Source organism: Natronococcus sp. A-GB7 (assembly GCF_029688865.1).
In the GTDB taxonomy this organism is placed as follows: domain Archaea; phylum Halobacteriota; class Halobacteria; order Halobacteriales; family Natrialbaceae; genus Natronococcus.
In genome coordinates this window covers 1-25,775 of the sequence record NZ_JARUKV010000026.1, presented here as the reverse complement: position 1 = coordinate 25,775, position 25,775 = coordinate 1, and the positions used below count along the sequence as shown (strand labels likewise).

The following is a 25,775-nucleotide window of genomic DNA, read 5'->3' as shown; positions in this document are numbered from 1 at the left end:
TGTTCAGTGTCGGTCGACTGTCTCCCTCAGTAGTACGCAAATGATTGGATGGGGAGAAATCAGTTATATCCACACTATAATCGTGGCATATGTCTTCCAGAACCGTCCCAAGAGAACTCCCCTCTGAAATAGGTGCAGGAGTTGCCATCGTGCTGTTCGCAATTCTTGGATATTCGTTGTTAACCGGACAGGTTTTTCTGGGGCTATTCAGCGTAGTTATCATTGGGCTCTCAGTCTACCTTCTTTACCTGTTTTATCGGCTGGTAGTGGCTGTCGAAGAAATCGCTCGGAAGCTGTGACGTAGTCTCGACTTCGAACAGCAAACCACAGTACAACGACTGGTACTACTCGAGCACGGTCTGTGGCCGCTTGAGGTACATCTCTTGGTCGACGACGCGCTCGTAGATCTCGTAGAGGGTGCCGATCGCCGCCTCGTCGGGCGCGAACTGGATGTGGACCGCCGAGCGGTAGGCCCGACAGGACGTCAGGAAGAAGTACAAGGTCTTGTGGTGTTTCGGCGTCGCGTCGATGACCCCGACCGCCTCGCCCGCGAGGTCGTCGGAGAAGTCGTTGAGCATCGCCGCGATATCGTCGACCAGCTGCTCGTCGGGACGGTACACCGGCGTGCCGAACGTCTGCTCGAGAAACCGCGTCGTCGATTTCAGAAACGGGTTCGAGTCGAGCCCGGTCGGGTCGACCGCGGCGAAGGTGTCGTACAGCTCGAGCAAGGTCCGTAGCTCCTCGCGGGTGACCGCGATCGGCATGACCGGATCTCCCTTCGGAAGCGAGTAGTCCGGAAAGCTGTGGCCTCCGGGATCGGGGAGCGCCGAGAGCGTGTCGTCGATGCCCATACTCGACCAACGACGCGCGCTCCCTAACCGTTTCCGGGGGTCCTCGACACGCGCGAGGCGATCTGATCGCACTCCCGCTCGCGGGGCGCGGGAGAGTCCGTTCGCTCCGCGGTTCGGAACGAAGCGAGTGAGAGCCGCGCTACTCCGGATCGTCGTACCCCTCGTAGAACCGATCCATCCGGGCCGCCATGACGAAATCCGCTTCCCGGAGCCCGTCGATCTTGTGGGTCCACAGCTCGATGACGACCTTCCCCCACGAGAGGTGGATGTCGGGGTGGTGGAACTCCTCCTCGGCGAGTTCGCCGACCTCCTTCGTGAACTCGAGGGCGTCCCGGAAGTCCTCGAACGCGTAGGTGCCCTCGAGGTGGTGTTCGTCGACGACCTCCCAGACGGCCCGATCGAGCTCCTCGAAGAGGGGAATCAGCTCCTCGCCCTCGAGGGGGTCCTCGTCGCTGGTGCAGGCGGTACACTCCCGATCCGCGAGTTGGGTCTCCGTCATATGCGTATCTACGAGCTCCCGGCTCATGTAACTGATCGACACACCGGCTCGACTACAACCCGAACCGTACACAGTTACTGTAATCATTATACACAAATTTTTTATCGCCACTGCACGACCTCCCGGGTAGAGCCCACATGTCCCAGGAGATCTTCGACGAACGGGAGTACGAACGCCGACTGTCACGAACCAGAGAACGGCTCCGCGAGGAGGATCTCGACGCCATCGTCGTCTCCGACCCGGCGAACATGAACTACCTCGCGGGGTACGACGGCTGGTCGTTCTACGTCCACCAGGCGGTCGTCGTGACGGCCGAGCGCGACGAACCCGTCTGGGTCGGCCGCGAGATGGATGCCGGCGGCGCGCGAGCGACGACGTGGCTCGCAGCGGAGAACATCCGCTCCTACAGCGACGACCACGTCCACTCGCCCCACGACCTGCATCCGATGGACTACCTCGCGGGCGTCCTCGAGGAACTCGAGGTTGCCGACGGCCGGATCGGCCTCGAGATGGACGCCGCCTACTTCACCGCGAAGTCCTACACGCGCCTGCAGGAGAACCTTCCGGAGGCCGAGTTCGAGGACACCACCCTGCTCGTGGGCTGGGTCCGGATCAAGAAATCCGACCAGGAGCTCGAGTACATGCGCCAGGCCGCCCAAATTTCGGAGAACGCGATGCAGGCCGGGATCGACGCGATCGGAGAAGGGGTCCCGGAGTACGAGGTCGCCGCCGAGATCTACGACGCCCTCATCCGCGGGACCGACGAGTTCGGCGGGGACTATCCCTCGATCGTCCCGCTGATGCCCTCGGGCGACCATACCGACACACCCCACCTCACCTGGACCGACCGTGAGTTCGAGGACGGCGACCCTGTTATCATCGAGCTCTCGGGCTGTCGCCACCGGTATCACTCCCCGCTGGCCCGGACGACGTTCGTCGGCGACCCGCCCGAAGAGCTCGAGGAGGCCGCCGATATCGTCGTCGAGGGGATCGAGGCAGCCCTCGAGGTCGCAGAACCCGGCGTCACCTGCGAGGCCGTCGAGAAGGCCTGGCGTGAGACGATCGCACAGTACGGCATCGAGAAGGAGGATCGGATCGGCTACTCGATGGGACTGGGTTATCCGCCGGACTGGGGCGAACACACCGCGAGCATCCGGCCTGGCGACGAAACGGTGCTCGAGGAGAACATGACGTTCCACATGATTCCCGGTATCTGGACCGAGGAGATCGGGATGGAGATCAGCGAGACGTTCGTCGTCACCGACGACGGAGTCGAAACGCTTGCAGGGTTCCCGCGAAAACTGTTCACAGCGTAAGCTATAATGACGACCACACCACCTCAGCAGAACGACGAATCGGGAGAGAGCGACCTCGACTCGGCGCTGGTTACGGCTCGCCGCCAGCTCGAGCGCGCCGCGGCGCACATCGACGTCGACGACGGCGTCATCGAACGGCTCAAACACCCCACGCGGGTCGAGCAGGTCTCGGTTCCGCTCGAGCGCGACGACGGCAGCGTCGACGTCTTCACGGGGTATCGCGCCCAGCACGACGACGTTCGCGGCCCCTACAAGGGCGGGCTCCGGTACCATCCCGAGGTCAACGCCGACGAGTGCGTCGGGCTCTCGATGTGGATGACCTGGAAGTGTGCCGTGATGGATCTCCCCTTCGGAGGCGGAAAAGGCGGCATCTCGATCGATCCCAAGTCCCTGAGCGACGACGAGAAGGAACGTCTCACCCGGCGGTTCGCCGAGGAGCTGCGCTACGTTATCGGTCCGACGCGTGACGTTCCGGCGCCGGACATGGGCACCGACGCTCAGACGATGGCCTGGTTCATGGACGCATACTCGATGCAACAGGGCGAGACGATCCCCGGCGTCGTCACCGGGAAACCGCCCGTCATCGGCGGCAGCTACGGCCGCGAGGAGGCACCCGGCCGTTCGACAGCGATCGCCGCCCGCGAGGCCGTCGACTACTACGACATGGACCTCGAGAACACCACGATTGCCGTCCAGGGGTTCGGTAGCGTCGGTGCCAACGCCGCCCGCCTGCTCGAGTCGTGGGGCGCCGACGTCGTCGCCGTCAGCGACGTCAACGGGGCGATCTACGACCCCGACGGGCTCGACATCGAGTCGATCCCGACTCACGAGGAAGAACCCGAGGCGGTCCTCAAGCAGGACGCCCCGGAGACGCTCTCGAACGAGGAGATCCTCGAACTCGACGTCGACGTACTGATCCCCGCGGCGATCGGGAACGTCATCACCGCGGACAACGCCGACGACATCGCGGCCGATATCGTCGTCGAGGGCGCGAACGGGCCGACGACGTTCGCCGCCGACACGATCCTCGAGGAGCGCGGCGTTCACGTGATCCCGGACATCCTCGCCAACGCCGGCGGGGTGACGGTGAGTTACTTCGAGTGGCTCCAGGACATCAACCGCCGCAAGTGGAGCTTAGAGGAGGTCAACCAGGAGCTCGAGTCGAAGATGCTCGACGCCTGGGAGGAGGTCCGGACCGAGGTCGAGGAGAAGGAGCTGTCCTGGCGGGACGCCGCCTACGTCGTCGCGCTCTCGCGGATCGCAGAGGCGAAGGCGACGCGCGGGCTCTGGCCCTGACTATCGGAAGCAGTCGACGAGCGTCCCCGTCGAGACGGGATCCGGCGTCTCCGTCTCGCTCGGGACGGAGTCCGACGGTCCCAGCGAGAGGCCCGTTCTGACGGCGGCCGTTTCGTCGACGGCGTAGACGGCCCCGCCGTAGCCGTCGGCCGTCGTCCACGGTTCACCGTCTTCGTCCACGCCACCTGGCGTCTCCGCGTACCGCACGCGGACGACGTGAATCTCGTCGTACCAGTCGAACCGTCTGACGTCGTCGAACTCGATCGAGTAGTCGACGATCCGTTCGGGTCGATCGCGGGAACAGCGAGCGTCGTTCCTGGCGTACGCTCGCTCGTGTTCACGGACGAACGAGACGATACTCTCCGCATCGAAGCTGATCGGCGGATCGGGGTACGGCTCCGTCTCGGCACCGTCGACCGTCTCGGTGCTGTCGTCGGCTCGTTCGACGTCGTCGTTCTCGAGGACACACGCCGGCCGCGACGCCTCACTGCAATCGAAGCGCTCCGCCAGCGAGTTCTCGGCACCGTGTTCGTGCGGATCTCCCAGCACGCCGGAGGAAACGGCGCCCACGCCGATCACTCCGAGGAGCAGACGACGTTTCATAGAGGGTGTCCGTCGGAGCTTGGTAAATACTTTCTCCGTATCGGCTACCGAAAGAACTGGCGGTGCCGACGGCATCGACGGCGCTGGCCCGCGCTAGCGTCGGCTCAGTCGTCTCTGTATCGCCCGATCTCGACGAGATTCCCGTCGGGATCCCGGACGTACACCGACTCGAGGCGACCGACAGTGCCAGTTCGATCGACCGGGCCCTCGACGATCTCGACGTCCCGTTCACGGAGGCGGTCTTCGACCTCGGCGATCGGAGTTTCGGTTAGCAGACAGAAGTCGCCCGCGCCGGGGGTCGGCATCTCGGCGACGTGCTCGACGTCGGTGTCGACGGGGTGGAGGTTGATCTTCTGCTCGCCGAAGCGTAGCGCCCGCCGCTCGCCCGTCCGTCCGTCGTCGAAGGCGACGACCTCGGCACCCAGCGCCTCGTAGAACGCGCAGGTTCGCTCGAGATCCGAAACGGTGAGCACGAAGTGGTCGATCCCGGTGAGGTTCACGGTCGTTCGCCTCCGACTGGTTGGCACATATTCGACTCTTCGCAGACGCGACGAATAATCTTCCGTACACCGACCGCGCTTTACGGACGCCGTTTCTCCCGAGCGGCAAAAAACGAGGACGATTACCGAGACGGGCTCGAGAGGGCCTCGGAAACCTTCTCGATCGGGTGCGGTGGCTCCTCGTGACCATCGTAGCCTTCGATCTGGCTCCGACAGGATGCGCCGGGAGCGACGACGGTCTCGCCGTCGCTGCCCGCGATCTGCTCGAGCAGAACGTCGCCGATCTTCCGGCTCAGCGAGTAGTGTTCGGCCTCGTAGCCGAAGGAGCCGGCCATCCCACAACAGCCCGAATCGAGCGCGTCGACCTCGTAGCCGACCGTCTCGAGGACGCCGGCCGCGTGGCCGTCCTTCTTCGTCGCCTTCTGGTGGCAGTGGCCGTGGTAGGTCAGGGACTCGCCGGGATCGGCGGTCGGAAGCCGGTCGACCAGATCGAACCGCTCGAGGTACTCCATGACGCCGTAGGTGCTCTCCGCAACGGCCTCGACGTCGGGGCCCGAGAGCAGATCCAGGTAGTCGGACTGGAGCATGACGGCGTCGGAGGGTTCGACGAGGACGACCTCCCAGCCGTCCTCGACGTACGGAGCGAGTGCCTCGACGTTCGTCCGCGCGCGCTCGCGGGAGAGATCCAGGAAGCCCTTCGAGTGGGCCGGACGACCGGTCGAGGTCACCTCGTCTGGGATCCGGACGTGGACGCCCGCGGTCTCGAGGACCTGCACCGTCGCCTTCCCCGCCCGCGGGTGGTTGTAGTTGGTGTAGGCGTCGGGGACGAGCAGGACCTTGCGGTCGGCTTCTGCGGGCGACACTCTCGGTCCTCGAGCGTCGAACCAGTCCTCGAGGCTCTCGCCGGCGAACGAGGGGAGGTCGCGCTCGCGGGCGATTCCCAGCGTCTTCTCCGCGAGGAGTCCGGAACCGGGCAGCGAGGCGGCCCAGTTCGAGACCGGTGCCAGCGCGGAGCCGACAGCGTTGAGCCGGTCGACGTTGGCGAACAGTTGCTCGCGCAGGTTCGTGCCGTGTTCCTGGTGGGCGGCGTGTTCGACCTCCGCCTTGAGCTTGGCCATGTCGACCTCGCTCGGACAGTCCCGAGCGCAGCCCTTGCAGCCGATACAGAGGTCCATGATCTCCGCCAGGAACTCGGGATCGGTGGCCTCGGTGTCGAGGTCGCCGCTCATCGCCTGGCGGAGCATGTTCGCCCGCCCACGGGTGCTCAGGCTCTCCTCCTCGGCCGCGCGGTAGGTCGGACACATCACGCCGCCGGTGGTCTCCTGCTCGCTACGACAGCCGCCACAGCCGTGACAGAGCTCGGCCATTCCCTGGAAGCCGTTCTCGTTCTCCCAGTTCAGGGCGGGCTCGAATCCGGCCTCGAACTCGTAGTCGGGATCGAACCGCAGGTGCTCGGTCATCCGATGGTCGCCACAGACCGTTCCCGGATTGAGCAGCCAGTCGGGGTCGAACGTCGACTTCAGCTCGCGGAAGAGCTCCCAGACGTCCTCGCCGTACAGCTTGCGGTTCCACTGGGTGCGGGCGTGGCCGTCGCCGTGTTCACCCGACACCGAGCCGCCGTACTCGACGACGAGGTCGGTCACCGCGTCGGCAAGCGACTCGAACTCCTCGAGTCCGGCCTCGCTTTTGGTGTCGACCAGCGGCCGCATGTGCATACAGCCCGGTCCCGCGTGGGCGTAGAAGCTCGCGAACGTGTCGTGATCGGCGAGCACCTCCTTGAAATCGGCGACGTAGTCGGCGAGGTTCTCGGTCGGGACCGCGGTGTCCTCGATGAAGGAGATGTGCTTGGCGTCCGACGTGCGCGAGAGCAGGATCGGCGCCGCGCTCTTGCGAAGCTTCCAGAGTTCGGCGCGCTCGTCGGGCGCGTGGGCCTCGAGCGCGTCGAACGCGCGGACGGGGTCGCCGGAGGTGGTCGCGTTCCCCGCGGCGTCCGCGTCGCCCTCGTCCGCGGTCGGATCCGGGACGGTCTCGTCGGGCAGTCGATCGGCCAGCAGGTCGGCGACCTGCTCGCGGCCGTGGGCGTCGTCCTCGGCGTAGAACTCCACGAGCAGTGCGGTCTCGGTGCCCGCAGGAAGTTGTGCGACGACGTCGGCGAACTCCTCGGTTCGCCCGGCGAGGTCGATCAACACGTCGTCGATCGCCTCGATCGCCGCGGGGTCGTGGTTCCGGACGATGGTGTCGACGTCGGCCATCGCCTCGAGCAGGTCCTCGTAGGTCAGCAGGGCGACCGACGTCGTCTCGGGGATCGGCTCGAGGGCGACCTCGACCTCCGTGAGCACGCCCAGCGTCCCCTCGCTGCCCGCGAACACCCGCGCGAGGTTGACCGTCGCGTCGGGGTCGGGTTCGCCGTCGATCGCGACGGATTCGCCGCTGTTCTCGTCGAAGGCGTCGGGACGGCCGTAGGCCTCGGCGACGAGTCGATCGAGATTGTACCCCGAGACGTTCCGTTTGAGCTGCGGGTACGCCTCGGCGATCGCTTCGCTCTCCTCGTCGATCACCCGTCTGAGGGCCTCGTAGATGCGCTCTGACAGGGAGCCGTCGGGATCGGCCCGCTCGCGCAGCGTCCCGACCGTGACCTCGCCGAAGCGCTCGACGGAGCCGTCGGCGAGGACGACCTCGCAGGCCTCGACGTAGGCGTCGGTCTTGCCGTACTGCAGGGAGTGGGCGCCCGTCGAGTTGTTGCCGACGGCGCCCCCGACCGCGCTGCGGTTGCCAGCCGCGGGGTCGGGCGCGAACTTCAGCCCGTGTGGCTCGAGTTCGTCGTTGAGTTCGGCGAGGACGGCCCCCGCCTGCGCGGTCGCCCGTCGTCCGTCGGGATCGATCTCGAGGAGCTCGCCCATATGGGTCGTGAAGTCGAGCACGACGGCCTCGTTGACCGCCTGGCCCGCGAGGCTCGTCCCGCCGCCTCTGGGAAGGACGGGAATCTCCCGGTCGGCGCAGTAGGCGACGACGCTGGCGACGTCCTCGGTCGTGCGGGGGAGAACGACGCCGATGGGCGTCATCTCGTAGGCGCTGGCGTCGGTCGCGTACAGCTGGCGGCTGTACTCGTCGAACCGGACCTCGCCGTCGATCCGTCGCCGGAGATCGGAGACGAGGGTCGGGCGGTCGATCCTGCCGCCGACGTAGTCGTAGTCCGCTCGCGGATCGGCGGCGGGATCCTCGGCTCGCGGATCGTCGGGCGGCCCTAACCGAACGTCCTCGGGGGCCGCGGTCTGATCGCTGTGGTCGGTCGTCGTTCGATCGCCGTGATCGGTCGTAGACCGGGTGTCTTCGCTAGCCATCGCGACGACTCAACTCGAGTCCGGACGGAAGACGACGTTTTCGAATCCGCGTCCGTCCTCGAGCGCGTCGACGTTCGTCGCGACGATGTCGGCGAGTCGGTCCCAGTGTTTCGGCGTGTGACCGCCCGTGTGTGGCGTGATCAGGCAGTTCTCGAGGTCCCAGAGCTCGTGGTCGTTGGGCAGGGGCTCGGGGTCGGTGACGTCGAGTGCCGCTCCTCGAATTCCATTGAACTGCAGCGCCGAGACGAGCGCGTCGGTGTCGATTATCCCGCCGCGGGCCGCGTTGACGATCACTGCTTCGGGCGGCAGCGTCGCCAGCGCGTCCTCGTCGACGAGGTTGCGCGTGAGGTCGTTCAGCGGGCAGGCCAGCACGACGTACTCGCTGCGCGAGAAGGCCTCGTGGATATCCTCTTCCTCGAAGCCCAGCACCTCGTCGGTTGGGCCACCTTTCGAGGGCGTGTATCGGATGCCGATCGTCTCTACGGAAAAGCCCTCGAGCCGTTGGACGATCTCCTGACCGATCGAGCCGAGGCCGACGACCGTCACCGTGCTGTCGGTGAACTCGTGGGACTGGAAGTGGCGCCACTCGCCGTTGGATTTGCGCCGCCACCCCTCGTGGAGGTTCCGCGCGAAGACGAGCATGTTCGCGATCGACTGCTCGGCGATGCCGGGCGCGTGGATCCCGCCCGCGTTCGTGACGACGACGCCGTGCTCGGCCAGCGCGTCCATCGGGACGTGGTCGGTGCCGGCGAACGTACACGCGAACAGCTCCAGGCGATCGGCGTCCTCGAGCAGTTCCTCTTCGATCGTGACGCCCGTCACGATGCGGGCCTGCGGGACGAGTTCGCGCTCCTGTTTCGGCGTGCGGGCGAGTTCGACGGTCGCCTCGGGGAGGCGCTCGCGCAGCGTTTCGGCGTACGATTCCATCGAGAGTCCTTCCGTCCCCTCGCGGAGGACGACGATATCTGGCTTGCTCATGATAGTTCACGCCTGAGCGACGCGTTGGCGTACGATTGTCACCATCTACCTTATCCTTTTTGTGTAGTCGACGTTAACGACAATTGTGTACAATTAAGTTCGTGGGGGGAGTCATCGACTCTCATGAGCGAACCGATCCGGAACCGACTCTCCGCCGTTCGCCGGGACTTCCACTGTCACCCGGAGCCCGCCTGGCGGGAGTTCTACACCACGTACCGTCTCGTCGAGGAGCTCGAGCGCATCGGCGTCGACGAGCTGGCCGTCGGCGCCGACGCCTACGACCCGGCCGACAGGATGGCCGTTCCCGACGACGAGCGACTCGAGGACTGGCTCGCCCGCGCTCGCGAGTGGGGCGTCGACGAGGACGTCCTCGAGTGCATGGCCGACGGAAACACCGGCGCCGTCGCGGTGCTGGACCGGGGCGAGGGGCCGTCGATCGGCCTGCGCGTCGACATCGACGGGCTGTTCATCGAGGAGGCGAACGACGACACACACCGTCCGGCCACCGAGGGGTTCCGGTCGAAGATCGACGGCGCGATGCACGCCTGCGGCCACGACGTCCACATGACCTGGGGGCTCGCGGCGCTGGAGGCGATCAAGGACAGCGACTTTTCGGGCAGACTCGTCGTCTTCTTCCAGCCCGCCGAAGAGGTCAGCGGCGGGGGGTGTCCGATGGCGAAGAGCCGATTCGCCGACGATCTGGACTACCTGCTCGCGGTCCACGTCGGCCTCGATCACCCGACGGGCGAGGTCGTCGCCGGGATCGAGAAACCCCTGGCGATGTGTCACCTCGACGTCCACATCGAGGGCGAGTCGGCCCACGCGGGCAAGGCGCCCGAGGAGGGGGCAAACGCCATGCACGCGATGGGAACCGCCATCGAGAACATCTACGCGATCCCGCGCCACAGCGACGGGATGACCCGCGTCAACGTCGGCTACGCCGAGGCCGGCAGTGCGAGTAACGTCATCGCCGAGAAAGCCCGCATGGAAGCCGAGGCCCGCGGCGAGACGACCGAGCTGATGGAGTACGTCGAATCGCGGTTCGAGCGGGTCGTCCGCTCGGCGGCGAAACTCCACGACTGCGAGGCCGAGGTCGACGTCGTCAGCAGATCCCCGCGGGCCGACAGCGACCCCGAACTCGCCGCCGTGGTCGCCGACGTCGCCCGCGGCGTCGACGGGATCGACCGCGTCCTCGAGCAGGCGGACTTCGGCGCGAGCGAGGACGCGACCTTCCTGATGGAGCGAGTACAGGAGGAGGGCGGGCTGGCAACCTACCTGATCGTCGGCACCGACCACCCCGACAGCCACCACACGCCCCACTTCGACGTCGACGAACGCAGCCTCGAGCACGGCGCCGCCGTCCTCGTCGAGACGATCCGCGCGCTCGAGGAGCGGGGACCACGGACGGGATCGCAACCGTCGCCGACAACAGAGGGGACGCGGTGACCGATCGCCGAATCACTCCCGAGGACGTCGAGGCCGCTCGCGATCGGATCGAGGACGTCGTCCACCGCACGCCGCTGGACACCTCGCGGACGTTCGCCGAACTGAGCGGTGCGGCGTCGGTCGGGCTCAAACTCGAGAACGTTCAGCGGGCGGGCTCGTTCAAGATCAGGGGCGCGTACAACCGGATGGCTCAGCTCTCGGAGCGCGAACGGGAGGCGGGCGTGATCGCCTCGAGCGCAGGGAATCACGCCCAGGGCGTCGCGCTGGCGGGCGACCTCCTGGGGATCGAGACGACCATCGTCGTCCCCGAGGTCACCCCCGCGGCGAAGATCGAGGCCACCCGCGGCTACGGCGCCGAGGTGATCGTCGAGGGCGAGATCTACGAACGGTCCTACGAGTACGCCCTCGAGCGGGCCGAGGAGACGGGCGAGACGTTCGTCCACCCCTTCGACGACGAGGCGATCATCGCGGGCCAGGGCACGGTCGGCCTCGAGCTGCTCGAGCAGTATCCCGAGCTCGACACCGTCCTCGTCGCCATCGGCGGCGGCGGACTGATCTCGGGTATCGGCACCGTTCTGAAAGCCGCCGACCCCGACGTTCGAGTGATCGGCGTCCAACCCGAGGGGGCGCTCCACGCCAAACCCGCCCTCGAGAACGACCGCATCCACGAACTCGCGGATGTCGACACAGTTGCGGAGGGGATCGCCGACACGCGGATGCTCGAGACCACCTTCGCGAACGCCCGCGAGGTCGTCGACGAGGTCGTCGGTGTCACGGACCGCGAGCTCGCGACCGCGGTCACCCTGCTCGCCGAGCGGGCGAAGACGGTCGCGGAGACGGCAGGTGCAGCCCCGCTGGCCGCGGCCCTCTCCGAGGAGACCGATCTCGACCTTACGGACGAACGCGTCGCTGTCATCGTCTCCGGGGGGAACGTCAACCTCTCCGAGCACGCCGAGCTGACCCGCACCGGCCTCGGGGAGCTCGGCCGCTACACCGAGGCCCGGCTGGCCGTCGCGGGCTGGCCGACGGCCGTCGGCGACGTCGTCGAAACCGTCGAGAGCGAGGGCGCGGAGCTGGACGTCCTCGAGCGCGCCCGTCGCGGTCCCGACGATCACCCGAACCGCGTTCCCGTGACGGTCGGGCTCGAGGGCAGCGGTCCGGGGCACCTCTCCGGGGTGCTCGAGTCGCTGGCGGCGCTCGAGGACGTTTCAGTCGTGGAGAGCGGGCTCGAGTAGGCGGGGACACGTCGCCGATTCGTGGCCGACGGTAGGGGGCCGACAGTACTATTTGTTGCTAATATGAATTTTTCGTATGAAAAACCGCGAGACGGGTGTGGCTGCCGCCCTCGCGGCCACGCTGTTCGTCCTCCTCTCTCGAGGGACGGAGATCCTCGGCGGCCTCGTCCAGCGCGGCGACGCTCCGGGCGTGCTGCCGACGCTCGGCACCCACGAGGAGACGGTCGCCGCGTACGGAGCGGCGGTCGGTATCCTCGACCAACTCCTTCTTGCCGCGATCGCGCTCGGAGTCGGCTACGCCCTCGGTCGGCGGATCGACCTGGTTCGGGAGTACCGTCGATTCGCCGTCGCGGTTGCGGTCGGCAGCGCTGCGGGTGTGATCCTCGTCGGGACGGCAGCACAGCTGCTGTGGGGAGCCCGTTCGTTCGGCGATCCCGGCGTCTTCGTGCGCGTCCTCGAGGTCGCCTCCCTGACGGTGCGGGTCGCGCTCCCGATCACCGGTTACGTCTTTGCGGGTGCAGCTCTCGCTCGGTTAGGGGCGGCTCGAGGGGAGTCGGGGCCAGAAAGAAACGGCAGTGATCGCCCGGCCGACGCGTAGTGTCGGCTCGAATCGAGCGAACGCTGCGCTACGGCTCGAGAACGACCTTGACGCAGTCGTCCTCCTTGTCGTTGAACCGCTGGTACATCTCGGGGCCGTCGTCGAGATCGCCCGTGTGCGTGATGATTTCCGAGGGATCGATCTGTCCGTCCTCGATCGTCTCGAGCAGTTCGTCGAGGTAGGCCTGGACGTGGGTCTGTCCGGTGTTGATCGTCAGGGCCTTGTTCATGATCGGGCCCATCGGTGCGTCGTCCATCCCGTCGATGTAGACGCCCGGAATCGAGAGCGTGCCGCCCTTGCGACAGGATTTGGCGGCCTGCTGGATCACGTAGGGACGGTCGGGCTCGTCGGGAACGGTGTCGACGCAGGTCGAGTGGGCCTCCGAGCCGACGGCGTCGATACACCGGTCCGGCCCGTAGTCGTCGGTCGCGTCCATCAGGCGATCGTAGACGTCCTCCTCGGAGTAGTCGATCACCTGGGTGTCGGCGTGGCCCCGGGCCATCTCGAGGCGTTCGGGAATTCGATCGATGGCGATCACCTGGTCGGCGCCCATCATCCAGGCGCTCTGGATGGCGAACTGGCCGACGGGGCCGCAGCCCCAGACCGCGACGGTGTCGTTCTCCTCGATCTCGGCGTTCTCGGCGGCCATGTACCCCGTCGGGTAGATATCGGAGAGAAACAGTACTTCCTCGTCGGAGAGGTTCGAGTCGATCTTGATCGGGCCGACGTCGGCGTGCGGTACACGAAGATACTCGGCCTGGCCGCCGTCGTAGCCGCCCAGCGTGTGCGAGAACCCGAAGAGGCCGGCCGGCGAGTGGCCCATCGACTCCGCGGCCATCTCGGCGTTGGGGTTGGTCTCGTCACACAGCGAGTACATGTCGTTCCCGCAGAACCAGCAAGAGCCACAGCTGATGGTGAAGGGAATAACGACGCGGTCGCCCTCCCGCAGGTTGTCGACCTCCTCGCCGACCTCGACGACCTCGCCCATCGGTTCGTGGCCTAGGATATCGCCCTCTTGCATCCCCGGCATGAAGTCGTTGTAGAGATGGAGATCCGAGCCGCAGATCGCCGTCGCGGTGATATCGACGATCGCGTCCGTCGGTTCCTCGATCTCGGGCTTCGGGACGTCGTCGACGCGGACGTCCTGTTCGCCGTGCCAGCGAAGTGCTTGCATTACGGACACAGCCATGCCGACCGTTCGGGTAAGCGCGCGGCCTGTGCTCGCAACGGGTCTGTGAGCGGTCCGACCGCCGGAAAACCGCCGAGAGACGGAAACTTCTAACTACATCTGTGGTGAACGATCGCGCATGACTCTCGAAGTCGGCGTACTCGGCTACCGGTTCATGGGGAAAGCCCACGCGAACGCACTGGCGCGGCTGCCGATGTTCTTCCCGGACGCTCCGGACGTCGAGCGAAAGGTCCTCGTCGGCCGCGACGAGGAGGCGCTCTCGGAGGCCGCGGACCAGCTGGGGTTCGCGGAGACAGCGACCGACTGGCGAGAGGTCGTCGACGACGTCGACGTCTTCTACAATCTCGGCCCGAACCACGTTCACGCCGAGCCGTCGATCGCTGCCCTCGAGGCCGGCACGCCCGTCTTCTGCGAGAAGCCGCTGGCTCCGACCCTCGAGGAAGCCGAGGAGATGGCCGAGGCGGCCCGCGAGGCCGGCGTTCCCAACGGCTGTGCGTTCAACTACCGGTTCGTCCCCGCGATCCGATATGCGAAACGGCTGATCGACGACGGCGAGATCGGCGAGATCCGCCACGTCCGGGGTCGGTATCTTCAGGACTGGCTGGTCGACCCCGAGGCGCCGTGGGCCTGGCGCCTCGACGAGGAGATGGCGGGCTCGGGCGTGCTCGGCGATCTGGGTGCCCACACGGTCGACCTCGTGCGCTTTTTGGTCGGCGACGACGAGCACGCGGGCGACATCGAGCGCCTCAGCGGCCACCTGCAGACGTTCGTCGATGAGCGTCCCGTGGAGGGAAGTGAAGACGAGACGCGGCCCGTGACCGTCGACGACGCCTACTCGGCCCAGCTCGAGTTCGCGAACGGCGCGATGGGGACCCTCGAGGCCACCCGCTACGCGACGGGCCACAAGAACGACCACACGATCGAGATCCAGGGCAGCGAAGGTAGCCTGCGATTCTCCCTCGAGCGCCTGAACGAGCTCGAGGTGTTGCGTCGAGGCGAGAACCGAGGCTACGAGACGATCCTCGTCACGGACGAGGACGACCCCTACGTCGACCACTGGTGGCCGCCGGGCCACGTCATCGGCTGGGAGCACACGTTCGTTCACGAGAACTACGAGCTGCTCAGCGCGGTAGCAAACGACGGGACGTTCGAACCCAGCTTCGAGGACGGGCTGGCCGCCCAGCGGGTCCTCGCAGCTATCGAGGATAGCGACGAGCGCGGCGAGTGGGTCGGTCTCGAGTAATCACGGTTCGCCGTCAATTATCGGAGAGAGCAGTAGGGAACAGACAATAGAAAACCAGTGTACCGAAAGCAGCGTATGGTTCCCTCGCCGCTTGGTCCGTCTAGTCAGTATTCAGTTGACACCTCCCTTTTCAGCTTCCATTTCCTTCTGTCGTCGCCTCTTACGTTCCGAACGGTTGCTCTCCCGGTCCTGTGGATACTGGTCAGGCTCGTCGTTTACGTGCATCGCACGGACGAGTATGAGGAAAGCAAAGACGAACAGTCCGACCGACAGAGACAGTGTTCCTCCGAGTAGAATTCCTCCGAGGCCCAGAGCAGTACACAGCAGGGCTGTTTTTCCGTATTTGTTGAGTTTGGATACCAAGGGAACTGACATATAACCGAGTGAAATGTCATCCTATAAGTAGCTTTGGACGCCAATAGCGTCGGATTCGATTTTCTTACACTGATAGTGGCATCGTACTACATCTTGACAATATTCGAGTCCTCTACCGACGTTCCTACAAGTTCGCCCTGTCCCTCCTCACGAGGAACGAGGGCGGTATCACACCGAAGTAAGACGAATACGAGAGTCACCGCAGCCGATACGCCTATCGGCGAGACGCGCAAACGGGTCGACCGACTGATGACTCACACGATTCTCGTCACGGACTTCGACTTTCCCGACCTCGAGATCGAACGCGGCGTCCTCGAGGAGCGAGACGTCGAACTCGTCTCGGCCGACGCCGAAACCGCCGACGAGGTGATCGAGGCGGCCCGGGAGGTCGACGCCGACGCGTTGCTCGTCCAGTACGCGCCGATCGACCGGTCGGTCCTCGAGGCCCTCGATGTCGCGGTCGTGGGCCGGTACGGGATCGGCGTGGACGCGGTCGACCTCGAGGCCGCCGCCGACGAGGGCGTCGTCGTGGTCAACGTCCCCGACTACTGCGAGGACGAGGTGCCGACCCACACGATCGCGCTCCTGTTTTCCTGCGTGCGCAAGACCTCGCTGTACGACCGTGCGATCACCGAGGGAACCTGGGACTGGACGGTCGGCGCGCCGATCGAGCGCCTGCCGGGGAAGACCCTCGGCTTCGCGGCGTTCGGAAAGCTCCCGCGGGGGATCGCCGAACGGCTCTCGGGGTTCGACCTCGAGTTCGTCGCGTACGATCCCCACCAGTCCGCCGACGAGCTCGCCGAGTACGGCGTCGAGAAGGTGTCGTTCGACGGACTGCTCGAGCGCTCCGATATCGTCTCGGTGCACACGCCGCTGACCGAGGAGACGCGGGAGCTGTTCGACGCCGAGGCGTTCGCGGCGATGAACGACGACGCCGTCCTGCTCAACACGGCCCGCGGCGGGGTCGTCGACGACGACGCGCTGGCGACGGCCCTCGAGGACGGTGACCTCGCCGCCGCGGGACTGGACGTGCTTCCGGAGGAGCCTCCGGAGGACTCGCCGCTGGTCGGTCGTGACGACGTCGTACTCACGCCCCACGTCGCGTGGTACTCCGAGGAGTCGATCGTCGAGCTTCGCGAGACCGTGACTCGAGACGTTCTGCGCGTGTTGAACGATGACCGGCCCGAGAATTCGGTTAACGAGGACGTTCTCTGAGGGGGGAGGGGGTGGTCGAGCGGAGTCGAAACCGATCGCTCGGCCGAACGGTTAGTCCGAGTCGACCCGAACGACGGTGTGGAGCTCGTCGTAGCGGACGCTGCCCTCGTCGACGGGCTGGTCGTCGAGCTCGAGGTAACCGGGTTCGAACCCGGTTACGGTCGCCTCGATATCGAAGTCCTGACTGTCGTCGGCCCACTCCTTGCTCTGGACCTCGACGACGTCGCCGACCTCGACGTGTTCCTGGACTAGCTGTGCGGCGCGGTCCCCGTCTGCGTCGGGTGGGATCGTCAGTTCCGTCATGTACTCGAATCGAACGGCGGCTACGCGTAAAGTGTTGCTGTCGTCGTATTCAGCGGGGCGGCGGTTCGGCGCTATCGTGGTCCGACGACTTTTGTACGAACGCGCCGAAAATCCGGTAATGAAGACCATAAAGGACAGCGTCCACGACCACATTCGGGTCGACGGCGTGGCTCGAGCGCTGCTCGATACTCCCGAGGTCCAGCGCCTCCGCCGGATCGCCCAGCTGGGTACCGTCTCGCTCGTGTATCCGTCGGCGAACCACACCCGGTTCGAGCACAGTCTCGGCGTCTACCACCTCGCCTGCGAGGCCCTCGAGGGGCTCGGCGTCGAGGGGAAGCAGGCCGAGCGCGTCCACGCCGCGGCGATGCTCCACGACGTCGGTCACGGTCCGTTCAGTCACAACCTCGAGTCACTTACGTACCGCAGGACGGGGCGCTATCACGACGACGTCGGCGAGTTGCTCGCCGACGGCCGAGTCGGCGACGTCCTTCGGGAGCACGACCTCGAGCCCGAGGCTGTCGCCGGGCTGGTCGCCGGCGAGGGGCGGTTCGGACAGCTCGTCTCGGGCGAGCTCGACGTCGATCGAATGGATTACCTCGTCCGGGACGCCCACCACACGGGCGTCCCCTACGGAACGATCGATCACGGCCGGTTGGTTCGGGAGCTGACCTTCACCGACGGCGAACTCGTCCTCGACGAGGGAAACGTCCAGACCGCCGAGAGCCTGCTGGTCGCGCGGGCGCTGATGAACCCGACGGTGTACAGCCACAGCGTCGCCCGGATCAGCAAGGCGATGCTCCGGCGGGCGGCCGAACGGCTGCTCGAGGCCCCGGAAGCCGGAATCGACGCCGAGACGCTCCAGCGGATGGACGACTACGACTTGACCGTCGCGCTGCGCAACTGCGAGGCGACGAGCGCGTTCTCTCGGCGACTGGACCACCGGGATCTGTTCAAACGGGCCGTCTGGGCCGAGATCGACGACGTGCCGGGTGGGATCATCGAGGGCGACCACGAGGCGATCCGCGAGTTCGAACGCGAAATCGCGGCTAAGGTGAACGTTGACCCGGCCCACGTCATCCTCGACGTGCCGGGACGGCCGTCGATGACCGAGTCGACGAGTCGCGTGCTGGTCAACGGCGACGTTCGGCAACTCGACCAGCAGTCGCCGCTGGTTGAGGCGCTGCGAGCCGCCCAGTACTCCCAGTGGCGGCTCGGCGTCTACTCGCCGGCCGAGCTTCGCGAGCGGGTCGGGCGGGCGGCCGTCGAGGTGCTCGGGCTCGAAATCGAGGGCACGCTGGTCACCGAGGTTCGGGACGGACTCGAGACGACCCTCGACGAGTTCGTCGACTGATCGGCGACCGGAACGCGAACCGTTGAAGGGCGGGCCGGTCGACACACCGGTATGGAGCGAACCGGGACGATCCTCCGCGGGAGGGAACTCGAACCCGTCGAGGGACGGATCGTCGTCGACGACGAGGGACGCATCGAAGCCATCGAGGAGGAGTCGGTCGACAGTTCGGATATCATCCTGCCGCCCTTCGTCAACGCACACACTCACGTCGGCGACTCGATCGCCAAGGAGGCCGGCGGCGGGCTCTCGCTCGAGGAGCTCGTCGCCCCGCCGGACGGGCTGAAACACCGGCTCCTGCGGCAGGCCTCCCAGGAGGAGCTCGTCGGTGCGATACGCCGGTCGCTGCGGTACATGCAACGCGGGGGGACCGCCGCCTGTCTCGATTTCCGAGAGGGCGACACGGAGGGCGTCCGGATGCTCGAGGACGCCGCTGCGGGCCTCGAGCTCGAGGCCCTGTCGTTCGCCCGCGGCTCCGTCGCGGCGATGGAGGTGGGCGACGGGTTCGGCGCCAGCGGCGCCAACGACGGCGATTTCGAGGACGAACGGGCCGCGGCTCGCGAGGCGGGAAAGCCGTTCGGTATCCACGCGGGCGAGGGGGACTCGAGCGACCTCGACGGCGCGCTCGACCTCGAGCCCGACTTCCTCGTTCACGTCGTTCATCCGGAGCCGGACCACCTCGAGCGCATCGCCGACGCCGAGATTCCGGTCGTCCTCTGTCCGCGATCGAACCTCGTCACAGGCGTCGGTTTCCCGCCCGCGGCCGAGCTGGCCGAGCGAACCACGCTCGCGCTCGGGACCGACAACGTGATGCTCAACTCGCCGTCGATGTTCCGGGAGATGGAGTTCCTCGCGAAGTGTTCCGAGCTCCGAGCCGAGACAATTCTGCGGATGGCGACGGTCAACGGCGCCGAACTCGCCGGGCTCGAGGGTGGCTCGCTCGAGCCGGGGGCGCCGGGGCGGTTGCTCGTCCTCGACGGGGATTCGGACAACCTTACGGGCGCTCGTGATCCGGTCCGGACCGTCGTTCGTCGCGCCGGCGCCGACGACGTCCGCGAGGTCGTCCTCGAGCCGTAGCGTCGGTCTCGGCGTGAATCGAACCCCGAGTGGTGTAGCTGTCGGTCTCTTCGACCGTTTCCTCTCCTCTCCTGTCTGATATATAACTATGAAAGACTGTTTTAATCAGTGCATTTCGGCGCCTTAGGTGCCGTATTAGGCACGTATTCGAAATCCGAAACCATCGGTCCTGAATTATACTCCCAGTAACTAGTGACTTATCTGAGTAGTAGTAATTCCGGGTAACCGATTAGTTTGATCCGTGACGCAAGACAACCGAACCAGACGGCGCGTACTTCAGGTCGGCAGTGGCGCGGCCATTGCCGGGCTCGCGGGATGTACCGACTTCCTCTCCGACGATGAGGACGACGAGGACGACGAGGACGGCGATCCGTCGAACGAGTCCGACGGTGGAAACGGCGGCAACGGTGGCAACGGCGACGACCCGAACGGCGAGGACGAGAAGGACGAGATCGAGGAGCCGAAGGGCGTGCTCGATCCGGTTCCGACGCCGGACGACCCGAAATCCGCGTTCCCGATCGCCGGCACGGGCGACGCGCCCGTGACGATCAAGCTGTTCGGTACCTGGAAGTCGACGGAGACCTCCGAGTTCATGCTCGAGGAGTTCACCGAACTGCTCGAGAAACACGTAAAGGAAGGCGAGGTCGATCTCGAAGTCCACGCCGTCGCCTCCCTCCACGGGGCGGCGCTCCACGGTGACGACGGGGAGCGACTGGCTCGAGCCGGGCTAGCTGTCTGGGACCACGATCCCGGTCAGTTCTGGACGTTCGTCGAGTGTATCGCGATCAATATCGACCTCGAAGAGGAGTGGGCGACGCCGAAGCGACTCGAGCACGTCGCGGAGAAGGCGGACGTCGACGACCCCAAAACGGTGTACGACGCCGCCAGCGGCGACGCTTACCAGGAGGAACTCGACGAGACGATCGACGAGGTCGAAAAGATGGACGTCGACGACGTTCCCCGCGTCAGCGTCGACGACACGGTCTACTCGCCGACGGACGAAACCGACGAGCTGTACGCGGCCATCGAGGCCGCTGTCGAGAAGGAGACGTAGCGGACCGGAAACGGCCGTCGATTGGGTCAACCGCTTTTTTCGACCGAAGTCGGGGCGCACGTGCCGACAGCACGGCTTAGTGACTTCTGATCCTGGATGGAGTTATGACACTGTCCGTTACGGTCGCCGACGTCCATCAGATGACGCCGGACGTGAAGCAGTTCCGGCTCGTCGCCGACGACCACCGCTTCGAGTTCGATCCGGGCCAGCACACGACGGCTCACTTCGAGGTCGACGGTGAAGAGGACGCGCGACCGTACACGGCTATCAACGCTCCCGGAACCAACCAGCTCGTGCTGACGATCAAGCGCTACGACGACGGTACCGGTTCGGTGTACATGCACGAGCGGACGCCGGGCGACGAGATCGAGATCGATCCCGTCGAGGGGAACCTCCACCTCCGCGATCCCGAGCGCGACGCGCTCTTCGTCGCCACCGGAACGGGGATCACGCCGCTGTACCCGATGGTCAGACAGTACGCCACCGAAGGAGAGGGGACGGCCGCGCTCGTCTTCGGCGAGCGCGACCAGGAGCACCTGATCTTCCGGGAGAGCCTCGACCAGCTCCGGGCGGGGACCGACGCCGTCTCGGTCGAGTACGTCCTGTCGGACGCCGACGACGACGCGGCGTGGAACGGGAAGACCGGACACGTCCAGGACCACCTCCCGGAGGCGCTCGAGGAACTCGACGACCTCGCGGACGTCGACTGTTACATCTGTGGCGTTCCGGAGATGGTCCTCGAAACCGAGGAGTTGCTCGAGGACGCCGGCGTCGACGGCGATCGGATCTTCACCGAAGGCTGGGAGGCGGACGCGGCCGACGAGGACTGACGTTCCTCGGACGCGGTCTTCTCATCGTGTAGATGCTGACTGATATCGAGGGGGCTCGAGTATTAAAAACACTCCACTAGGTGCGAAATTTTTATAATAATGGGGTGTGAAGCATCGGGTGCCGACGAACGTCGGCATCGATCACACTCCCCCCAGATAACCAGCGCCACACCCGCTGTATCTCGTTTGGGCGCGCTGTCGCCACTCTCCCCCACCCCCCACCGTTCGAACCTCCCCCCCGTTCGAACGGACTGCGACGTCGCGCCTCTGTGATCCCGCTTTTCCGCAACCGTACCAGTTCGAAGCGAGGCGTCAGTGGATCCGTGAAACGTTTATGCGCCTGCTAACACCGATCAGCTATCGATAGTCGCCTCGAGCTCGAGCAGTCCGAGGTAGTCGGGTGCGGCGCCGCTGGTTCGAAACTCCGTGACCGTCGAGTCGACGAACTCGTAGAACTCCGACTGCGTGCTCGGAATCATCGGCTGGCCGTCCTCCCGCAGGAGATACGCTGGCGCGTTCGTGCTGCGGATCCGCCTCTGCTGTTCTTCCCATGCGTCGCCGGCGTAGAGGAAGACGCCGAACGAGAACCGTCCCGCGGCGACCGCGTCGCGTTTCGAGTCGAACTCGTCGGCCTCCTCGATCCGGTACTCCTCGTCGCTGAGCCAGGCGATCGCGGCGGCTCCCTCTGCCCGGAGCAGGTAGACGTCCCACGACAGCGTCTTGTCGAAGATCGCCCAGCCGTTTCGCGGGCCGATCGTGTCGACCTGAACGCTGAACGCCGGTCGGCCGCGAGAGCCGCTCGGCTCGTGGACGAACGTCGCGTCGTACCCCGGAATCCGGATCCCGCGGTCGTGGTAGGCGACGCCCTCGATCGGAATCTCGACCTCGAGCTCGTCGATCAGCGCGCGGACCGAGAGCCCGCCCGTCTGCTCGAGCCGATCGAGAAACGACGGGAGTCTCGAGACCTCCGCCCAGACCGGCGCTTGGGGCGCGCTCATCGGTCGCCTCCGTCGCCGGGCGCTCGGCGTTCGTCCGTACTCGTCCCGTCGGTTCCGCTCGCGAGCGAGCCAGCCGTGTTCATGCTCGCGTGAAAGGGGCTCGTCGCCGATGAGCCTTTCTGACTCGAGCGAGCGTGCCGTCGCGAGAACCTCGGTCGAGCCGGAGCGACACGCCTTTTTGACCGGGCCGGGCAGATAGAGGTATGGATCCAAAGCGGGAGCTTACGAGCGTCGATCTCGCGGCCCTCGTCGGGGAGTTCGGCACCTACGAGGGTTCGAAGGTCGACAAGGCCTACCTCTACGGTGACGACCTTCTGCGGCTCAAGATGCGGGATTTCGATCGCGGTCGCGTCGAGTTGCTGATCGAGGTCGACGAGATCAAACGCGCCCACACGGTCGCCCCCGAACGGGTTCCCGACGCCCCCGGACGGCCGCCCCAGTTCGCGATGATGCTCCGCAACCGGCTGTCGGGAGCCGACTTCGTCGGCGTCGAGCAGTTCGAGTTCGACCGCATCCTCGAGTTCGTCTTCGACCGCGACGATGGCACGACCCGTATCATCGTCGAGCTATTCGGCCAGGGAAACATCGCCGTCACCGACGGCGAGTACGAGGTGATCGACTGTCTCGAGACCGTCCGGCTGAAATCGCGGACGGTCGTCCCCGGCTCCCGGTACGAGTTTCCCGACTCGCGGACGAACCCGCTGTCGGTCTCGCGAGAGGCGTTCGACCGCGAGATGGAGGATTCGGATACGGACGTCGTCCGAACGCTGGCGACCCAGCTCAACATGGGCGGGCTGTACGCCGAGGAGGTCTGCACCCGCGCGGGCGTCGAGAAGGCACTGGACATCGAGGACGCCACCGAGGACGACTACCGTCGGGTCTACGAGGCCATCGAGCGGCTCGCACTCGACGTCCGAAACGCGAACTTCGACCCGCGGCTGTACCGGGAACCGGTCGAGGAGGACGGCGAAAACGAGGAGTCGGAGTCGCCCGGCGACGGTCCGGTCGTCGACGCCACGCCGTTCCCGCTCGAGGAACACGAGGAGGCCGGCCTGGTCGCCGAAAGCGCCGACAGCTTCCTCGGCGCGCTCGACGACTACTTCTTCGAACTCGAGCTGAAAGACGAGGAGGAGCCCGATCCGACCGAACAGCGGCCCGACTTCGAGGAGGAGATCGCCAAACACGAGCGGATCATCGAGCAACAGCAGGGCGCGATCGAGGGGTTCGAGCAGCAGGCCCAGTCCCAGCGGGAGAACGCCGAGTTGCTGTACGCCGAGTACGGGGTCGTCGACGACATCCTCTCGACGGTCCAGGAGGCCCGCGCGCAGGATCGACCCTGGGATGAGATCGAGGAGCGCTTCGAGGAGGGGAAGGAACGCGGCATCGAGGCCGCGGAGGCAGTCGTCGGCGTCGACGGGACGGAGGGAATCGTCACCATCGAGCTCGACGGCGAGGAGATCGACCTTCTCGCCCGGCAGGGTGTCGAACAGAACGCCGATCGGCTCTACACCGAGGCCAAACGCATCGCCGAAAAGAAGGAAGGCGCGCTGGCGGCCATCGAGGACACCCGCGAGGATCTCGAGGACGCGAAACGACGCCGCGACGAGTGGGAGGCGACCGACGAGATGGCCGACGACGAGGACGAGGAGGAACAGGAGGAGACGAACTGGCTCGAGCTCGCGTCGATCCCGATCCGCGAGAACGAACCCTGGTACGACCGCTTTCGCTGGTTCCACACCAGCGACGGCTACCTCGTTATCGGCGGGCGAAACGCCGACCAGAACGAGGAGCTCGTCAAGAAGTACCTCGAACCCGGTGACACGGTGTTACACACCCAGGCCCACGGCGGGCCCGTCACGGTGCTGAAGGCGACCGACCCGAGCGAGGCGTCCTCGTCGGAGATCGAGCTGCCCGACTCGAGTATCGAGGAGGCCGCCCAGTTCGCCGTCACGTACTCGTCGGTCTGGAAGGACGGCCGCTACGCGGGTGACGTCTACGCCGTCGACGCTGACCAGGTCACCAAGACCCCCGAGAGCGGCGAGTACCTGGAGAAGGGGGGGTTCGCGATCCGTGGGGATCGCACTTACTACCGGGATACGCCCGTCGGTGTGGCGGTCGGCATCCAGTGTGAGCCCTACACCCGCGTCATCGGCGGCCCGCCATCGGCCATCGAGGGCCAGGCTGAGACGACGATCGAACTCGAGCCCGGACGGTACGCCCAGGCCGACGCGGCCAAGCGGATGTACCGGCAGTTCCGCGAGGAGTTCACCGACGAGTCCTTCGTCCGGAAGATCGCCAGCCCGGATCGCATCCAGCACTTCATGCCGCCGGGCGGCAGCCGGATCGCCGAGGAGTAGCGAGGTCGCGTTCTCGAGCGACCGCGAACGAGTGATCCGACGGACGGCAATCGCTTCAGACCGTCGGCAGCACTCGAGCGGTTGCGTGTAGCGAACTTTTTACCGAGGGCATCGGCTGGCGTCGCAGACGCCAGCCTCAACCCCCGGCGAAAAACGTCGATGAAAGAAGGCCGACGGCTCGCCCACAGGGCTCGCCGTCGGTGAAACCCCTCGCTCCGCTCGGCGTATGCTTCTCCGTTCCATACACGTGCGAATGTAACTCGTTGATGCAATGCGTGAGCGCGATATCGATCTTCGTAACCGGACACCGCGAGAAGTCACGCCCGAAGAGTTGCAATCCGTAGACCCTGACATCACGATGGGATGTTCCGCATCAGACGTCTGCCCGGCGACGTGGAACGGGGAGAATCGTGACTGGGGACTCGATGATCCCGATCGAAAGTCGATAGAAGAAGTTCGTCATATCAGAGACGAGATCGCGGCACGCGTTGAGAAGTTCTTAGATGAACTTTCGCCGGGCTATTGAGACCTTTCGTGTCGGCATTGTGAACCCGAGTTACTCGCAGAACACTTATTTGAGAGAATGCGCAAATAATACGTAATGGCAGATACAGATCGTTTGCAGCGTTATTTGGAAGACGAATTGGGAGAATGTCGTAATGAGACGCTTCAGAAACGATTAGCGGAATTGGACGAACTCGAGTCGGTTTTAGACGAGGAAACCGTCTCACACGATGTCGAGACGCTGTCGGCACTCGGTAACGAGACACGGTATCGGTTGGTTCGGTTGCTTGTCGAGGCAGACGAGGAGCTCTGTGTCTGTGAAATCACGCCCCTCGTCGACGTGAGCGACAGCGGTGTGAGCCATGCGCTTTCCCGACTGGTCGATGCCGGGCTTGTGACGAAGCAGAAAGACGGTCGCTGGCGGAAATATACGGCCACACCGATCGCAATCGCCCTGATCACGGTCCTTGACGGTTCTCGCTGAGTACTCTACCGGTCCAACGGTTCAATCGATAAGAGTACCGTTTTGAGAGAGCAGCTGCCTATGGTAAGATATTTATTTGAGAGTTCTCTCAATTGAGATACAATGCAATTGAACACGAACGATACGTCTGGTAGG

The 25,775-nt window shown here is 65.5% G+C and carries 25 protein-coding genes; 15 read left to right on the top strand and 10 right to left on the bottom strand.

The features are described 5' to 3' along the window. Window positions 1-89 precede the first annotated feature (89 nt). Window positions 90-299, top strand: a complete 210-nt coding sequence (locus QA609_RS19635) for a hypothetical protein (protein WP_278304322.1) — start codon at window positions 90-92, stop codon at window positions 297-299. A 45-nt stretch (window positions 300-344) separates the two neighbouring features. Here QA609_RS19635 and QA609_RS19630 read toward each other — a convergent pair whose 3' ends face one another. Further along, on the bottom strand, window positions 345-851 hold the full coding sequence (locus QA609_RS19630; protein ID WP_278304321.1) for a hypothetical protein: 507 nt from the start codon (window positions 849-851) through the stop codon (window positions 345-347). Window positions 852-990: 139 nt separating this feature from the next. Beyond that, window positions 991-1,350, bottom strand: coding sequence for a 4a-hydroxytetrahydrobiopterin dehydratase (locus tag QA609_RS19625; protein WP_278304320.1), 360 nt, complete (start codon window positions 1,348-1,350; stop codon window positions 991-993). 137 nt (window positions 1,351-1,487) lie between these two features. On the opposite strand from QA609_RS19625, the gene QA609_RS19620 reads away from it, so the two are divergent. Both QA609_RS19620 and gdhB read left to right on the top strand, forming a co-directional pair. Continuing rightward, the gene (locus QA609_RS19620) at window positions 1,488-2,666 is read left to right on the top strand and encodes a M24 family metallopeptidase (protein WP_278304319.1); all 1,179 of its coding nucleotides are present in this window, start codon (window positions 1,488-1,490) and stop codon (window positions 2,664-2,666) included. Between the two features lie 6 nt (window positions 2,667-2,672). Further along, a complete protein-coding gene (gdhB, locus tag QA609_RS19615; RefSeq protein ID WP_278304318.1) occupies window positions 2,673-3,962 on the top strand; it encodes a glutamate dehydrogenase GdhB in 1,290 nt (429 codons plus the stop codon). Here gdhB and QA609_RS19610 read toward each other — a convergent pair whose 3' ends face one another. From QA609_RS19610 to QA609_RS19595, 4 genes are all read right to left on the bottom strand, one after another. Continuing rightward, window positions 3,963-4,565, bottom strand: coding sequence for a hypothetical protein (locus QA609_RS19610; RefSeq protein ID WP_278304317.1), 603 nt, complete (start codon window positions 4,563-4,565; stop codon window positions 3,963-3,965). A gap of 104 nt (window positions 4,566-4,669) precedes the next feature. Beyond that, the gene (locus tag QA609_RS19605; RefSeq protein ID WP_278304316.1) at window positions 4,670-5,065 is read right to left on the bottom strand and encodes a VOC family protein; all 396 of its coding nucleotides are present in this window, start codon (window positions 5,063-5,065) and stop codon (window positions 4,670-4,672) included. A 122-nt stretch (window positions 5,066-5,187) separates the two neighbouring features. Further along, on the bottom strand, window positions 5,188-8,406 hold the full coding sequence (locus QA609_RS19600) for an FAD-binding and (Fe-S)-binding domain-containing protein (RefSeq protein WP_278304315.1): 3,219 nt from the start codon (window positions 8,404-8,406) through the stop codon (window positions 5,188-5,190). A 9-nt stretch (window positions 8,407-8,415) separates the two neighbouring features. Continuing rightward, window positions 8,416-9,387, bottom strand: a complete 972-nt coding sequence (locus QA609_RS19595) for a D-2-hydroxyacid dehydrogenase (RefSeq protein ID WP_278304368.1) — start codon at window positions 9,385-9,387, stop codon at window positions 8,416-8,418. Window positions 9,388-9,507: 120 nt separating this feature from the next. Between QA609_RS19595 and QA609_RS19590 the strand changes: the two genes are divergently transcribed. The 3 genes from QA609_RS19590 (at window position 9,508) to QA609_RS19580 (ending at window position 12,663) form a co-directional block, all read left to right on the top strand. Further along, window positions 9,508-10,830, top strand: a complete 1,323-nt coding sequence (locus tag QA609_RS19590; RefSeq protein WP_278304314.1) for an amidohydrolase — start codon at window positions 9,508-9,510, stop codon at window positions 10,828-10,830. Then, window positions 10,827-12,065 carry a threonine ammonia-lyase gene (gene ilvA / locus QA609_RS19585; RefSeq protein WP_278304313.1) on the top strand — a complete coding sequence of 413 codons (1,239 nt, stop codon included), beginning with the start codon at window positions 10,827-10,829 and terminating at the stop codon, window positions 12,063-12,065. Before QA609_RS19590 ends, ilvA begins: the two co-directional genes overlap by 4 nt. Before the next feature lie 76 nt (window positions 12,066-12,141). After that, complete coding sequence (locus QA609_RS19580; RefSeq protein ID WP_278304312.1) at window positions 12,142-12,663, top strand: hypothetical protein; 522 nt, start codon at window positions 12,142-12,144, stop codon at window positions 12,661-12,663. Window positions 12,664-12,691: 28 nt separating this feature from the next. Here the strand turns inward: QA609_RS19580 and QA609_RS19575 are convergent, their stop codons facing one another. Further along, window positions 12,692-13,837 (bottom strand): zinc-dependent alcohol dehydrogenase, encoded by a 1,146-nt coding sequence (locus QA609_RS19575; protein WP_278304311.1) that lies wholly within the window; start codon window positions 13,835-13,837, stop codon window positions 12,692-12,694. A gap of 133 nt (window positions 13,838-13,970) precedes the next feature. Here QA609_RS19575 and QA609_RS19570 point away from each other — a divergent pair, with 133 nt between their 5' ends. Then, entirely contained in the window at window positions 13,971-15,095 is a 1,125-nt protein-coding gene (locus QA609_RS19570; RefSeq protein ID WP_278304310.1) for a Gfo/Idh/MocA family oxidoreductase, read from the top strand. Between the two features lie 111 nt (window positions 15,096-15,206). Here QA609_RS19570 and QA609_RS19565 read toward each other — a convergent pair whose 3' ends face one another. Beyond that, window positions 15,207-15,470, bottom strand: coding sequence for a hypothetical protein (locus tag QA609_RS19565; protein WP_278304309.1), 264 nt, complete (start codon window positions 15,468-15,470; stop codon window positions 15,207-15,209). Between the two features lie 249 nt (window positions 15,471-15,719). On the opposite strand from QA609_RS19565, the gene QA609_RS19560 reads away from it, so the two are divergent. Next, window positions 15,720-16,685: a C-terminal binding protein gene (locus tag QA609_RS19560; protein WP_278304308.1), complete on the top strand. Its 966-nt coding sequence runs from the start codon at window positions 15,720-15,722 to the stop codon at window positions 16,683-16,685. Between the two features lie 51 nt (window positions 16,686-16,736). Here QA609_RS19560 and QA609_RS19555 read toward each other — a convergent pair whose 3' ends face one another. Then, window positions 16,737-16,988, bottom strand: a complete 252-nt coding sequence (locus QA609_RS19555) for a hypothetical protein (RefSeq protein ID WP_278304307.1) — start codon at window positions 16,986-16,988, stop codon at window positions 16,737-16,739. A gap of 118 nt (window positions 16,989-17,106) precedes the next feature. On the opposite strand from QA609_RS19555, the gene QA609_RS19550 reads away from it, so the two are divergent. The 4 genes from QA609_RS19550 (at window position 17,107) to QA609_RS19535 (ending at window position 21,297) form a co-directional block, all read left to right on the top strand. Then, window positions 17,107-18,339: an HD domain-containing protein gene (locus QA609_RS19550; RefSeq protein ID WP_278304306.1), complete on the top strand. Its 1,233-nt coding sequence runs from the start codon at window positions 17,107-17,109 to the stop codon at window positions 18,337-18,339. A 51-nt stretch (window positions 18,340-18,390) separates the two neighbouring features. Continuing rightward, a complete protein-coding gene (locus QA609_RS19545) occupies window positions 18,391-19,413 on the top strand; it encodes an amidohydrolase family protein (RefSeq protein WP_278304305.1) in 1,023 nt (340 codons plus the stop codon). Between the two features lie 241 nt (window positions 19,414-19,654). Then, entirely contained in the window at window positions 19,655-20,467 is an 813-nt protein-coding gene (locus tag QA609_RS19540; RefSeq protein WP_278304304.1) for a thioredoxin domain-containing protein, read from the top strand. Between the two features lie 104 nt (window positions 20,468-20,571). Then, window positions 20,572-21,297: an FAD-dependent oxidoreductase gene (locus QA609_RS19535; protein ID WP_278304303.1), complete on the top strand. Its 726-nt coding sequence runs from the start codon at window positions 20,572-20,574 to the stop codon at window positions 21,295-21,297. A gap of 353 nt (window positions 21,298-21,650) precedes the next feature. Here the strand turns inward: QA609_RS19535 and QA609_RS19530 are convergent, their stop codons facing one another. Then, on the bottom strand, window positions 21,651-22,295 hold the full coding sequence (locus QA609_RS19530) for a hypothetical protein (RefSeq protein WP_278304302.1): 645 nt from the start codon (window positions 22,293-22,295) through the stop codon (window positions 21,651-21,653). Between the two features lie 203 nt (window positions 22,296-22,498). Between QA609_RS19530 and rqcH the strand changes: the two genes are divergently transcribed. The 3 genes from rqcH (at window position 22,499) to QA609_RS19515 (ending at window position 25,640) form a co-directional block, all read left to right on the top strand. Beyond that, on the top strand, window positions 22,499-24,652 hold the full coding sequence (gene rqcH, locus QA609_RS19525) for a ribosome rescue protein RqcH (RefSeq protein WP_278304301.1): 2,154 nt from the start codon (window positions 22,499-22,501) through the stop codon (window positions 24,650-24,652). 271 nt (window positions 24,653-24,923) lie between these two features. Further along, window positions 24,924-25,178: an arsenate reductase (glutaredoxin) gene (locus QA609_RS19520; protein WP_278304300.1), complete on the top strand. Its 255-nt coding sequence runs from the start codon at window positions 24,924-24,926 to the stop codon at window positions 25,176-25,178. A gap of 75 nt (window positions 25,179-25,253) precedes the next feature. Next, a complete protein-coding gene (locus tag QA609_RS19515; RefSeq protein ID WP_278304299.1) occupies window positions 25,254-25,640 on the top strand; it encodes a metalloregulator ArsR/SmtB family transcription factor in 387 nt (128 codons plus the stop codon). The last annotated feature ends 135 nt before the right edge of the window (window positions 25,641-25,775 follow it).

Excerpts from the sequence above, each read along its gene's own strand:
- QA609_RS19635 (WP_278304322.1), top strand. The coding sequence starts at position 90 with ATGTCTTCCAGAACCGTCCCAAGAGAACTCCCCTCTGAAATAGGTGCA.
- QA609_RS19630 (WP_278304321.1), bottom strand. The coding sequence starts at position 851 with ATGGGCATCGACGACACGCTCTCGGCGCTCCCCGATCCCGGAGGCCAC.
- QA609_RS19625 (WP_278304320.1), bottom strand. The coding sequence starts at position 1,350 with ATGACGGAGACCCAACTCGCGGATCGGGAGTGTACCGCCTGCACCAGC.
- QA609_RS19620 (WP_278304319.1), top strand. The coding sequence starts at position 1,488 with ATGTCCCAGGAGATCTTCGACGAACGGGAGTACGAACGCCGACTGTCA.
- gdhB (WP_278304318.1), top strand. The coding sequence starts at position 2,673 with ATGACGACCACACCACCTCAGCAGAACGACGAATCGGGAGAGAGCGAC.
- QA609_RS19610 (WP_278304317.1), bottom strand. The coding sequence starts at position 4,565 with ATGAAACGTCGTCTGCTCCTCGGAGTGATCGGCGTGGGCGCCGTTTCC.
- QA609_RS19600 (WP_278304315.1), bottom strand. The coding sequence starts at position 8,406 with ATGGCTAGCGAAGACACCCGGTCTACGACCGATCACGGCGATCGAACG.
- QA609_RS19590 (WP_278304314.1), top strand. The coding sequence starts at position 9,508 with ATGAGCGAACCGATCCGGAACCGACTCTCCGCCGTTCGCCGGGACTTC.
- QA609_RS19580 (WP_278304312.1), top strand. The coding sequence starts at position 12,142 with ATGAAAAACCGCGAGACGGGTGTGGCTGCCGCCCTCGCGGCCACGCTG.
- QA609_RS19575 (WP_278304311.1), bottom strand. The coding sequence starts at position 13,837 with ATGCAAGCACTTCGCTGGCACGGCGAACAGGACGTCCGCGTCGACGAC.
- QA609_RS19570 (WP_278304310.1), top strand. The coding sequence starts at position 13,971 with ATGACTCTCGAAGTCGGCGTACTCGGCTACCGGTTCATGGGGAAAGCC.
- QA609_RS19565 (WP_278304309.1), bottom strand. The coding sequence starts at position 15,470 with ATGTCAGTTCCCTTGGTATCCAAACTCAACAAATACGGAAAAACAGCC.
- QA609_RS19560 (WP_278304308.1), top strand. The coding sequence starts at position 15,720 with ATGACTCACACGATTCTCGTCACGGACTTCGACTTTCCCGACCTCGAG.
- QA609_RS19555 (WP_278304307.1), bottom strand. The coding sequence starts at position 16,988 with ATGACGGAACTGACGATCCCACCCGACGCAGACGGGGACCGCGCCGCA.
- QA609_RS19550 (WP_278304306.1), top strand. The coding sequence starts at position 17,107 with ATGAAGACCATAAAGGACAGCGTCCACGACCACATTCGGGTCGACGGC.
- QA609_RS19545 (WP_278304305.1), top strand. The coding sequence starts at position 18,391 with ATGGAGCGAACCGGGACGATCCTCCGCGGGAGGGAACTCGAACCCGTC.
- QA609_RS19535 (WP_278304303.1), top strand. The coding sequence starts at position 20,572 with ATGACACTGTCCGTTACGGTCGCCGACGTCCATCAGATGACGCCGGAC.
- QA609_RS19530 (WP_278304302.1), bottom strand. The coding sequence starts at position 22,295 with ATGAGCGCGCCCCAAGCGCCGGTCTGGGCGGAGGTCTCGAGACTCCCG.
- rqcH (WP_278304301.1), top strand. The coding sequence starts at position 22,499 with ATGGATCCAAAGCGGGAGCTTACGAGCGTCGATCTCGCGGCCCTCGTC.
- QA609_RS19520 (WP_278304300.1), top strand. The coding sequence starts at position 24,924 with ATGCGTGAGCGCGATATCGATCTTCGTAACCGGACACCGCGAGAAGTC.
- QA609_RS19515 (WP_278304299.1), top strand. The coding sequence starts at position 25,254 with ATGGCAGATACAGATCGTTTGCAGCGTTATTTGGAAGACGAATTGGGA.